Source organism: Kribbella sp. (genome assembly GCF_035687465.1).
Lineage (GTDB): Bacteria > Actinomycetota > Actinomycetes > Propionibacteriales > Kribbellaceae > Kribbella.
Genome location: NZ_DASRXP010000610.1, coordinates 1 through 10,887, shown reverse-complemented (window position 1 = coordinate 10,887; position 10,887 = coordinate 1). Strand labels below are relative to the sequence as shown.

The 10,887-nt window shown below is 68.1% G+C and carries 11 protein-coding genes; 7 read left to right on the top strand and 4 right to left on the bottom strand.

Features of this window, described 5'->3' with window-relative positions:
* From VFG33_RS32315 to VFG33_RS32305, 3 genes are all read left to right on the top strand, one after another.
* A partial coding sequence (locus VFG33_RS32315; protein ID WP_325056784.1) for a prolyl oligopeptidase family serine peptidase occupies positions 1-1,735 on the top strand: 1,735 nt, incomplete at its 5' end.
* Positions 1,732-3,387: an ABC transporter ATP-binding protein gene (locus VFG33_RS32310; RefSeq protein WP_325056783.1), complete on the top strand. Its 1,656-nt coding sequence runs from the start codon at positions 1,732-1,734 to the stop codon at positions 3,385-3,387. The genes VFG33_RS32315 and VFG33_RS32310, both read left to right, overlap by 4 nt.
* Entirely contained in the window at positions 3,384-5,108 is a 1,725-nt protein-coding gene (locus VFG33_RS32305) for an ABC transporter ATP-binding protein (protein ID WP_325056782.1), read from the top strand. Before VFG33_RS32310 ends, VFG33_RS32305 begins: the two co-directional genes overlap by 4 nt.
* Here VFG33_RS32305 and VFG33_RS32300 read toward each other — a convergent pair.
* Positions 5,087-5,692, bottom strand: a complete 606-nt coding sequence (locus VFG33_RS32300) for a response regulator transcription factor (RefSeq protein ID WP_325056781.1) — start codon at positions 5,690-5,692, stop codon at positions 5,087-5,089. The two genes, VFG33_RS32305 and VFG33_RS32300, sit on opposite strands and share 22 nt — an antisense overlap.
* Before the next feature lie 556 nt (positions 5,693-6,248).
* On the opposite strand from VFG33_RS32300, the gene VFG33_RS32295 reads away from it, so the two are divergent.
* On the top strand, positions 6,249-6,875 hold the full coding sequence (locus tag VFG33_RS32295) for a transglycosylase family protein (protein WP_325056780.1): 627 nt from the start codon (positions 6,249-6,251) through the stop codon (positions 6,873-6,875).
* Positions 6,876-6,945: 70 nt separating this feature from the next.
* On the opposite strand, the gene VFG33_RS32290 is transcribed toward VFG33_RS32295, so the two are convergent.
* Genes VFG33_RS32290 through VFG33_RS32280 form a run of 3 tightly spaced genes read right to left on the bottom strand, consistent with a single transcriptional unit; the run spans position 6,946 to position 8,845 of the window.
* The gene (locus VFG33_RS32290) at positions 6,946-7,593 is read right to left on the bottom strand and encodes a methyltransferase domain-containing protein (protein WP_325056779.1); all 648 of its coding nucleotides are present in this window, start codon (positions 7,591-7,593) and stop codon (positions 6,946-6,948) included.
* Between the two features lie 6 nt (positions 7,594-7,599).
* Entirely contained in the window at positions 7,600-8,244 is a 645-nt protein-coding gene (locus VFG33_RS32285) for a Pr6Pr family membrane protein (RefSeq protein WP_325056778.1), read from the bottom strand.
* 40 nt (positions 8,245-8,284) lie between these two features.
* The gene (locus VFG33_RS32280) at positions 8,285-8,845 is read right to left on the bottom strand and encodes a 2TM domain-containing protein (protein ID WP_325056777.1); all 561 of its coding nucleotides are present in this window, start codon (positions 8,843-8,845) and stop codon (positions 8,285-8,287) included.
* A 66-nt stretch (positions 8,846-8,911) separates the two neighbouring features.
* Here VFG33_RS32280 and VFG33_RS32275 point away from each other — a divergent pair, with 66 nt between their 5' ends.
* From VFG33_RS32275 to VFG33_RS32265, 3 genes are all read left to right on the top strand, one after another.
* Positions 8,912-9,511, top strand: a complete 600-nt coding sequence (locus tag VFG33_RS32275) for a TetR/AcrR family transcriptional regulator (RefSeq protein WP_325056776.1) — start codon at positions 8,912-8,914, stop codon at positions 9,509-9,511.
* Between the two features lie 84 nt (positions 9,512-9,595).
* Complete coding sequence (locus VFG33_RS32270; RefSeq protein WP_325056775.1) at positions 9,596-10,114, top strand: AAA family ATPase; 519 nt, start codon at positions 9,596-9,598, stop codon at positions 10,112-10,114.
* Positions 10,115-10,146: 32 nt separating this feature from the next.
* The coding region (locus VFG33_RS32265; RefSeq protein ID WP_325056774.1) for a molybdopterin-dependent oxidoreductase at positions 10,147-10,887 on the top strand (741 nt) is incomplete at its 3' end.

Below are 10,887 nucleotides of genomic sequence, written 5' to 3'. Positions count from 1 at the left end.
GGATCCTCTGCAACTCGACCCGAGCGGACTCACCACACTCGACAGCTGGCAGCCCTCTCCCGACGGCTCACTGCTCGCCTTCCAGGTCTCCCGTGGCGGCGACGAGCAGTCCGTTCTGCACGTGCTCGACGTGACCACCGGGCAACTGGTGGCCGGCCCGATCGACGGCTGCCGCTATTCACCGGTCGCCTGGCTGCCGGACGGGAAGTCCTTCTACTACGTGCGATTCCGCCAGGTTCTGCTGCACCACCTCGGCTCGACCGAGGACATTGCGGTGCTCACCGACGAAGCGTCGTACGGGCTGGAGATCAGTGCGGACGGGCGCTGGCTGACGATCTCGGCGGTGCGCGGCGGGGCCAACGACCTATGGCTCGTCGACCTCAGCAAGGACGAGCCGCCGACTGCCGTGCAACAGGACGTCGACGCGATCACAGTGATGTCGGTTGGCCGGGACGGACGCCTGTACGTCGTGACCACGCGCGACGCACCGACCGGGAAGATCTGCGTCGGCGATCCCGAGGAGCCGCTCGTCTGGCGCGACCTGGTGCCGGCCGATCCCGAAGCGCCGTTGAGCAGCCTGGCGATCCTCGACACCGTGATCCTGGTCGGCCGGACCCGGCGCGCGATCGGCGAGATCGCGATCCATGACCTCGAGACCGGCCGTCCGCTCGGCGAGGTTCCCCTCCCTGGCGTGGGCTCGGTTGGTTCGTTGACCACCAAGTCCGATGGCGGGAATGAGGCTTGGTTCAGCTACACCGACAGCATCACCCCCGCATCGGTCTACTGCTATGACGCCACCACAGCCCGTACTACGCAGTGGTCCCAGCCGCCCGGCGCGATCGCAGTACCGGACGCGCAGTACAGGCAGCTCGAGTACTTGTCGGCCGACGGCACCAAGCTCCGGATGCTCGTGATCGCCAAGCCCGGCGACCACGGCCCGCGACCGACGATCCTCTACGGGTACGGCGGTTTCGGGCAGTCGCTGACCCCGACGTACTCCGCCTTCACCCTGGCCTGGGTGGAAGCCGGTGGGGTGTTCGTGACGGCGAACCTCCGCGGTGGTGGGGAAGGTGGGGACGACTGGCACCGGGCCGGGACTCTCGACCGCAAGCAGAACGTCTTCGACGACTACCTCGCTGCGGCTGAGTTCCTGATCGCGGAGGGCTGGACCACGCCGGATCAGCTCGGGGTGTGCGGTGAGTCCAACGGTGGGCTGCTCGTCGGGGCCGCGATAACGCAACGGCCGGAGCTGTTCGCCGCGGCCGTCTGTTCCGCGCCGCTGCTGGACATGGTTCGGTACGAGCGGTCGGGGCTCGGCGCGCACTGGGTGCCGGAGTTCGGGTCGGCCTCGGATCCGGCCGCCCTGAAGAACCTGCTGAGCTACTCGCCCTATCACCGGGTGGTCCCGGGCGTGAAGTATCCGGCCGTCCTGTTCACGGTCTTCGGCAGCGACACGCGAGTGGATCCCTTGCACGCCAGGAAGATGTGCGCGGCGCTGCAACACGCAACAGAGGCTGGCGATCGGCCGGTACTACTCCGGCTGGAGCACGACGCCGGCCACGCCGCCGGCTCGGCAAGCAAGGGCATCGGCCTCGCCGCAGACATGCTCGCCTTCCTCGCCGAACACACTGGCCTCGCAGAACACACTGGCCTCGCAGAACATGCTGGTCTCGCAGAACGCACTGGTCTGGCCGAACACGCCGGTCCGGCCGGACGGCCTGGGTCGCGGCCATGACCACAACCTTTCGCTCGGTGGCCGGGCACGGCCGAGGCTGGTTGCCGTTGATCGGCGTGACGGCCTTGATCGGCAGCAGCGTGACCCTTGCCCTGCCGACCGTGCTGGGGCGCTCGGTCGACGCGATCGTCGCCGGCCACGGCTACACAACCTGGCTATGGGTGGCTTGCGGACTCGTGTCGGCCGGCATCGTCTGCAGCCTGATCGACGTCTTCGCCGGCACCGCCTGCGTCGCCGGCACGACGGCCTGGCTCCGACACCGGCTGGTCCGGCAAGTCATCCGCAGCGGACCCGAAGGCACCCGCCACCTCGACACCGGAGACCTGGTCAGCCGAGTCTCCGGGAACGCGGTCGACGCCGCACAGGCCGGGCCGGCGGTCGTCAGTGCGTTCGCAGCCGCCATCCCGCCGGTGGGCAGCCTGATCCTGCTCGCGCTCATCGACCCTTGGCTGGCGCTCGCCTTCTTCGGCGGCGTCGCACTGGTGATCGCTGTGCTCTGGGTCTTCGCCCGCCGGACGGCCGAGATCAGCCTGGCCTACCAGGAAACGCAGGGCCGGATCTCTTCCCTGCTGACCGAAGCGCTGCGAGGCATCCGCACGATCGCCGCCGCGGGCACGACCACCCGCGAAGAACACCGCATCCTCGGCCTCCTCCCGGAGCTCCACAAGCACGGCCTGCTCACCTGGCGCGTGCTGGCGAGATCAGGTGCCCAGGCCGCGATCGTCGGGCCCCTCGTCCTGGTCGCCGTCCTGGCCGTCGGCGGGCTCCAACTCGTCGAGGGCCGGATCACCGCGGGTGAACTCTTCGCCGCCAGCCAGTACGCCGTACTGGGGGCCGGCCTCGGCAGTCTGACCGGGGTGATCGGGGAACTCGCTCGCGCCCGGGCCGGGATCCATCGCGCGGCCGAGGTCCTCGCCGTCGAATCAGTTGCCCACGGCACCCTTCCGCTCCCGGCCGGTCCGGGACGGCTGACCTTCGACGAGGTCACCGTCGTCGCCGGCGACACCGTACTGCTGGAACGCGTGAACCTCGACCTTCCGGGCGGCGCGACCGTCGCCGTGGTCGGCCCGAGCGGCGCCGGCAAGTCCGTACTGGCGGCTCTCGCGGCCAGACTCCGCGACCCGTCGTTCGGCCAGGTACTGCTCGACGGCGTGCCGATGCAAGCCGTCCACCGCCGGGCACTGCGGAACGCCGTCGGCTGCGCCTTCGAGCGCCCGGTCCTGGTCGGATCGACCATCGGCGACGCGATCTCGCACGACGCGGTCAACACGGTGCGCACCCTGGCCGCCGCCCGGGCCACGCATGCCCACGACTTCATCAGCCGCCTTCCCGAGGGCTACCGCACACCGTTGCTGACAGCACCTATGTCAGGTGGCGAGCGGCAGCGGCTCGGACTCGCCCGCGCCTGGCCGGCCAACCGTCTGCTGGTGCTGGACGACGCTACCTCCAGCCTCGACACCGCGACCGAACTGCAGATCAGCAAGACCCTGACCGACGACCGCCACCACCGGACCAGGTTGATCGTGACGCACCGGATCGCGACCGCCGCCCGCGCCGATCTGGTGGTCTGGCTGGATCACGGCCGGGTCCGCGCCGTCGGCCCGCACGACGTGCTCTGGCAGGACATCTCCTACCGTGAGGTGTTCGGATGAGACGCGAACTGCGCTACGGCGCCGCGGCTGTTCGGAAACGACCTGCGCTCAAGCTGGCCCTCTGGTCCATACCGGAGATCCTGCCGACCGCGATCTACGGCGTCGCCGTCGCGCACGCCACGGACAACTTCCTGGCCGGCCGGGCCTGGCAGGGAATCGCCTGGCTCGGCGGCCTGATCGTCGCCGCCTGCTTCGGCGCGGCCGGCGCACACCAGGTCTACGGCCGCCTCGGCGACCTGGTCGAGCCCTTGCGCGACGACCTCGTACGCCGGGTCGTGGGTGGCGCGTTGCGTACTGGTGACGACGCCGCCGTGGCCCGGCTGAACCGCCAGGTCGAGATCGTCCGGGACACCTTCGCCGGTCTGGTGCTGGTGATCCGCAACTTCGCGGTCACCCTGTTCGGCGTACTGGCCGGGCTGTTGTCGCTGGCACCGATGATCGCGGGATTCGTCGTACCGCCGTTCCTGCTCGGGTTCATCGCCTCGCTGGCGGTGCTGGGCCTCGCGGCCGACCGGGTCCGGGCATCCCTGCAAGCCGACGAAGACCTGGCCACTGCGGCCGGGATGACGTTCAGCGGGGTTCGGGACATCACCGCGACCGGCGCCGAGGAGTTCTCCGAACGGCTGGTCGGACAACCGATCAAGGCTCAGGCCTCCGCCGAGCGAGCACTCGCGAAGGTCGCTGCCCTGCGCACGTTGTGCTTCGCGGTCGGCGGCTGGGCCCCCCTGCTGATCCTGCTGGCCGCCGGGCCCTGGCTGGTCAACCGCGGAGTCAGTACAGGCACCCTGCTCGGCGGTCTCACCTACGTGCTGATCGGCCTACAGCCCGCCCTCAGCACAGTGATGAGCGCACTGGGTGACAGCGGCCTCCGGTACGTCGTGACGCTGGGCCGGATCCTCGACACAGAAGCGCCCGTGGTTCCCCAGCGACCGATGGCCGACTGCAACGGCTACCAGGTGAAGCTGCGGGACCTGACCTTCGCCTACGGACCCAAAGCCGAACCGGTACTGGAGAATCTCGACCTGAGCATCCTCGAAGGAGATCACCTCGCCGTGGTCGGCCCGAGCGGAATCGGCAAGTCGACGCTTGCTGGACTGATGTGCGGGATGCTCGCCCCGACGAGCGGGCGGCTGCTACTGGGCGGAGTACCGCCGACCGAGTTGTCCACCGACCGGCTGGCGCAGACGAGGGTACTGATCCCGCAGGAGGCCTATGTCTTCAGCGGCACTGTCATGGAGAACCTCAACTACCTGCTGCCGGACGCGTCGGTACCGGAGGTCTGCCAAGCGATCGGGGCAATCGGCGCCGGCGCTCTCATTGACCGCCTCGGCGGGTTGGACGCCCAGGTGCGACCCGGAGACTTGTCGGCCGGTGAGCGGCAGTTGATAGCGCTGGCCCGGGCCTATCTGTCGCCGGCGCCGCTGGTGGTGCTGGACGAGGCGACCTGCTTCCTCGACCCCGAGGCGGAGCGCCGGGCCGAGGAGGCGTTCGCGGCTCGCGGCGGCACGTTGATCGTGATCGCGCACCGGATCAGCTCGGCGTTGCGAGCGCGGCGCATCCTCGTGCTCGACGGCAACAAGGCTGCCATCGGCAACCACACCACGTTGCTGCGGACGTCACCGCTCTACCGCGAACTCCTCGGCCACTGGCAGCCCGGAGGTGCTGCGCAGGTCGGAGGGGCTGGGCAGTTCGGAGGTGCTCAGATCCAGCCGGCGTCCTGAGCCTTGCGGATCGCCTCGATCCGGCTGCGCGCGCCTGTCTTCGCGAGGATCCGGGACAGGTAGTTCCGCACTGTTCCCGCACTCAGGCTGAGTGTCCGGGCGATCTCCTGCGCGGTCGCGCCGGTGGTGACCTGACGCAGTACTTCGCACTCGCGGTCGGTGAGTGGATTGTCCCCGGCTTTGAGCGCCGCGACCGCGAGCCGGACGTCGACGACCGGCAGTCCCTTCGCCACGTCACGCACGGCCTGGACCATCTGGTCGGGCGTCGCGTCCGTCGCCAGCAGGCCGATCCGCGGCGCCTGCTTGACCAGCGCCAGGCTGGTCGCGGCGATCGCCTCGTGGTCGATCAGGACCAGCACCCCGCGACCGACCAGCTTCCGGCACAGGTCCTCGATCCCGACCTTGCCGGGCAGTTGCGGCTCGAGCACCACCACGTGGGGTCGCAGCCGTACGGCGTTCAGTACGTCGTCCGAGCAGTCCAGCTCGGCCATCACATCCAGATCGGACTCCCTGGACAGCATCGCGGCCAGTGCGCCTCGCACCAATGTGCCGCGATGCCCGAGGACCACTCGGATCACCGCCATGCCCCCATCAACTAGATCGCCTCACTCCGCGGCTCGCCCAAGCCCGCTATCCGAACAACGACCGAGTTCGCCGGATGACACGCACCGGCTGTCCGTCAGTCGCTCCAGATGCCGAAAACGCGCCTGATGGCAAGGTGCCGACAGCACAGGAAACCGTTCTGTTGTTGGCGTTCGGGCGACTACAGGCCGCGAAAGTTCGGACAGATTTGGCCAGAACTCTTGCGCTCCAGGCTCAGGTCGCGCACGATGACTCAGGTCGCGTTCGTTATCGGGGCGTGACCATTCGGACGCCTCTTCGTGATGTCGTCCGGTTGCCCGGTCCCCCCACCCGGAAGGGAGTGGTACCTCACCAGACTGCGGAGCCCGGTGCGGCCGCCCGACCGATGGCGGCCGGCGATCCGAGCCTCACGCACCCAGGTGACGACCACCTTCGTCTCGCCCGACCAGTTCGCACTTCCCGGTCCGTGGCGAGGTTCTCGGGGTAAGTGCGCACGCGGCTGAATCAGCCGGGCAGGAACCAGTTCACCATGCCCAGCTCATGAGGAGCAGAACACCGATGTCCAAAGCTCGACATGCCCGTCCCCGGCGCAGTACCCGCCGGGTGGTCCGGACGCTGTCCATCGCCGGCCTCGGCGCCGGTATCACTGCCGCCGGCGCGGGTGCTGCCTTCGCCACCGATTACACGGTCAAGCCCGGCGACACCCTCTCCGAGATCGCCCAGGCGAATGGTGCCGACTGGCACCAGCTGGCCGAGCTCAACAACCTGAACAACCCGGATCTGATCCTGATCGGGCAGACGCTGCGGCTCGACGGCCAGCAGAAGGCCATCGCGCCGAAGAAGAAGACGACCACGACCACCCAGGGCCGGACCGTCCCCAAGAAGACCGTGCGCAAGCCACGCGCAACCCGCTCCGAGACCAACCGGCCCACCACCAGCAGCAGCGTGACCATGAGCGCCGCCTGGAAGAAGGTGGCCAACTGTGAGTCGAGCGGCAATCCCCGGGCGGTGAACCCGGCCGGGTACTACGGCCTCTTCCAGTTCGACAAGCAGACCTGGCGCAGCGTCGGCGGCACCGGCAACCCGGCACAGGCGTCGGCAGCCGAGCAGTTGATGCGGGCGAAGAAGCTGTACGCGCAGCGGGGCGCATCCCCCTGGCCGGTCTGCGGCCGCTTCCTGCGCTGACCCCTCGAAACACACCGAGTAGACACAGCGGGGCGACGGTCGAGTAAGCCCGTCGCCCCTCTGTCCTGCTTCAGTGCTGAATGACCAGCATCTGGTCAGCGCCCACCTGGAACTCGTAGGGCACCTTGCGGATCTCGGTGCTCACGCCCTCGAGCTCTTCCAGCAGCTCGGGCAGAAAGCCCACCGGCTCACCGGCCCCCTGCCGCACGAGCGGGAAGATCCGCACCTCCGACCGCGACACCCGGACCAGTTCACGCAACGCGGCCGCGTGCCACGCCCGGTCATACTTGTCCGCCCAGGTGAAGAGCAGATGCGAGCACAACACCAGCTCGAACCGCCCGTCGGCGAACGGCAGCTCCGGCAAAGTCCCCGCGACGTACCGCTCGGGCGCCACCGAGATGTCCTGCAGGAATCGGTCGGCCGCCTCGATCCGCATCTCGTCCCTGCGATCAGGTGACCCGTACCAGTGCCAGACGAAACTTCCCGCGTGCTCGTCGACGATGCTCGAGCCGACCGGCAGACTCCGGCGTACGGTGTCGACCAGTTCGGGAGCGGGCAGCTCGTACGCCGAGTCGACGGCGACGGCGTCGACGCCACGGACAGTGGCCTCCGCGGTGAAGCTCGACCCTCCCGCGCAGCAGTCGAGCACGGATTCGGGGAGCTCTGACAGGTCGAACATCGCCTCGTACTCGGCGTACGAGCGAGATGTCACCAACACGGGTCGCTACCTTTCGACGGTGGTCCTCCGGCGCAGCCGGCGGTCCAGCAGGGTCGCCCCGGCCGCCAGCGCCAGGAACAGTAGCGCGACCAGCAGACAATTCAGCAACACCCGGCCATAGCCGTGCTCGCTGACATCGACGAACGGATACGGGTAGAAGCCGGTTCCCTCGCCGCGGATCAGGGTGAACACCAGCCAGAGCAGCGGATAGACGATGGACCAGCCGACAACGGTCGTATCGGTCTGACCACGAGGCCCGAAGAACAGCCACCCCAGCACTCCGAGCAGCGGGGTGATCGTGTGCAGCAGCAGATTCGCGACGGCAGCGCCACCGGACAGCTCGTCCAGCCCGGCCAGCGCCACGTGGTACACGATCCCCGTGACCGCGATGCAGAGCACACCGTTCAGCCGCAGGGTTCTGAACAGCAGCGAGTCACCGCCACGGTTGAGCGCCAGCAGCAGAGTCGTTGCCCCGAGCAAGAGGTTCGACTGGATGGTGAAGAAGGCGAACACGTTGAACACGCGGTCCGGGTTCTCCGGGAAGTACCCGTCGCTGGTGGTCGCCGTCACCACCAACTGGATGATGATCCCGGCGGTCACCACCACAGCGGTGACCGCGAACCAGACTCGCCCCGCCACCGATTTCGTCATGCCCGAAATCTACGGCGCCAGAGCGGGTCCGGCTGGGAGGTCAGGCGGCCAGCTTCTCCCGGGTCTCCTCGTCGACGTCCTTGTCCACCTTGTAGCTGAACGAGACGAACGCGTCGATCACGAGCACGATCGTCCAGGTGTACGCCGGGCCCAGCAGAGCGTCGTACCCCTTGCCGGACAGCAGGCCGAGAGCGATCATCAGGCCGCAGCCGATGACGTAGGCGAGCAGATGCTTGAACCAGCCTCGCCGCTCCCGGCGAACCTTCTCGCGACTGCCCTTCGCGGGCTTGACCGGACGCGGCGCGCCGGCGAACTTGTGCGCGGCCCAGCCGTCCGCCCATTTGATGCTCGAATGCCCGAAGGCCACGCTGATCCCGATGAAGATCGCGGCCAGCGAGTGATTGAAAGAGGGCTCAGCACCGCGGCGCAGATCGACGATGCTGGCGACGAGCAGCACGACGTCGACCAGCGGCACGCTCGCCAGCAGCACCATGCCCACCTTCGGCAGTCGGAGCAGATAGCGCGTCACCATCCCGGCGGCGAGTAGGACCCAGAAGCCGATTTCACACGCGGCGATCACAGCTAACAGCACGACGTCCATCCTTCCGATCTATTTAGTACGACCGTGTTGACAACGACGATAACACAAGTGTGCTAAAAAGGGCACATGCCCAAGATCGTCGATCACGACGCCCGCCGCGAGGAGATCGCCCGGGCCCTGTGGCGGGTGGTCCGCCGGGACGGCATCCGCGCCGCCTCGGTCCGGACCGTCGCCGCCGAAGCCGGCTGGTCGGCGGGTTCGGTCCGCTACTACTTTCCCGACCAGGACGGCCTGCTGAGCTTCGCGATGAACCTGGTCTCCCGCAGGGTGGGCGAGCGGATCGCCGCGATCGAGCCGAAGGGCACCGCGACCGAGATCGCGCTGCGCTATCTGGAAGAGGTCGTCCCGCTGGACAGCGAACGGCAGGCCGAGTTCGACATCTGGCTCTCGTTCGTCGCCCAGGCCCAGGCCGAGACCGGCGAGGGTGGCCTGCGCGAACATCTCGGTCCGGTCCACGAGGACCTGCGCGCACTCTGCCAGACCCTGCTACGCGCGCTGTCCGATGCAGGCGGGCTGCGCCCGGAGCTCGAGCTGGAGCTGGAGGTCGAGCGGCTGCACGCGCTGATCGACGGCCTGGCTCTGCACGCCGTCATCCAGCCTTCGCACACCACCCCGGACCGGGTCCGGCAGATCCTTCGCGACCACCTGGAGACCCTGCAGCCGTGAGGGTCTCACCTGTCCTTGTCCGACAACTGCCAAGTTTGGACGAGGCCTGATGTAAAGGTTGTCCTGCGTGGCACGATCCCCCTTATGGAGACCGAGGGGGTGATCGTCGTCAGCGGAATCATGGCGGCCGGGAAGTCCACGGTGTCCCAGTTACTGGCCGAACGCTTCCAGTACGGCGTCCATCTCCGCGGGGATGTGTTCCGCCGGATGATCGTCAGCGGCCAGGCCTCCTCCGCGATCGACAACGGCGAGGAAGCCCAGCAGCAACTCAGGCTGAGGTACCGGTTGGCCTGCCAAGCGGCCGACGGCTACGCCCAGGCCGGTTTCACCGTCGTCCTGCAGGACGTCGTGATCGGTGAGCTGCTGCGCGAGTTCCTCGACGGTATCGAGACCCGGCCGCGCTACCTCGTCGTCCTCACTCCGCGTCCCGAGGTGATCACCAACCGGCTGGGGGTTGGCTACCACCACTCGGTCAACGAGCTCGACTACGAACTGCACGCCTTCAGCCCGCGCCGCGGCCTCTGGCTGGACAACTCCGACCTCTCCCCGAACGAGACCGTCGACGCGATCCTCGGACGCCTCGACGAGGCCCGCTTCGACTAGTCGCCGTCGCTACCCAGGGGTAGTTTGAGCAGATGGCGACCACCGTACGGCGGACCTCGTGCAACCTCTGTGAAGCCATCTGCGGTGTGCTCGTCACCGTCGAGGACGGTCGGATCACCGATATCCGCGGGGACGACGCGGACCCTCTCTCGCGCGGACACATCTGTCCGAAGGCAGTCGCGCTGAAAGACCTCCAAGAGGACCCGGACCGCCTGACGAAGCCGGTACGGCGTACTTCGGACGGCTGGGAGGAACTCGGCTGGGACGAGGCGTACGAGTTCGTCGTGGCCAGGTTGCTCGAGATCCAGAAGGAGCACGGGCGGAACTCGGTCGGGGTATATCTGGGCAATCCCAACGTGCACAGCCTCGGAGCGATGACCCACATGCCGACGGCATTGCGGCTGCTGCGGACCAGGAACCGCTTCAGCGCGACCTCGGTGGATCAGCTGCCGCACATGCTCGCGGCGTACCTCCTTTATGGGCACCAACTGATGGTCCCGGTGGCGGACATCGACCGGACGTCTTACCTGCTGATGCTGGGCGCGAACCCGCTCGCCTCGAACGGCAGCATGATGACCGCGCCCGGGTTCGGCCGGCGGCTCAAGGAGGTCCGGAAGCGCGGTGGTCGCGTCGTCGTGATCGACCCGCGTCGCACCGAGACCGCTGCAGTGGCCGACGAACACCATTTCGTCCGGCCCGGTACGGATGCGGCGTTCCTGTTGGCATTGATCCATCAGGTGATCGCCGACGGTCACGCCGCGCCCGCGCAGTAC

Excerpts from the sequence above, each read along its gene's own strand:
- VFG33_RS32310 (WP_325056783.1), top strand. The coding sequence starts at position 1,732 with ATGACCACAACCTTTCGCTCGGTGGCCGGGCACGGCCGAGGCTGGTTG.
- VFG33_RS32305 (WP_325056782.1), top strand. The coding sequence starts at position 3,384 with ATGAGACGCGAACTGCGCTACGGCGCCGCGGCTGTTCGGAAACGACCT.
- VFG33_RS32300 (WP_325056781.1), bottom strand. The coding sequence starts at position 5,692 with ATGGCGGTGATCCGAGTGGTCCTCGGGCATCGCGGCACATTGGTGCGA.
- VFG33_RS32295 (WP_325056780.1), top strand. The coding sequence starts at position 6,249 with ATGTCCAAAGCTCGACATGCCCGTCCCCGGCGCAGTACCCGCCGGGTG.
- VFG33_RS32285 (WP_325056778.1), bottom strand. The coding sequence starts at position 8,244 with ATGACGAAATCGGTGGCGGGGCGAGTCTGGTTCGCGGTCACCGCTGTG.
- VFG33_RS32280 (WP_325056777.1), bottom strand. The coding sequence starts at position 8,845 with ATGGACGTCGTGCTGTTAGCTGTGATCGCCGCGTGTGAAATCGGCTTC.
- VFG33_RS32275 (WP_325056776.1), top strand. The coding sequence starts at position 8,912 with ATGCCCAAGATCGTCGATCACGACGCCCGCCGCGAGGAGATCGCCCGG.
- VFG33_RS32270 (WP_325056775.1), top strand. The coding sequence starts at position 9,596 with ATGGAGACCGAGGGGGTGATCGTCGTCAGCGGAATCATGGCGGCCGGG.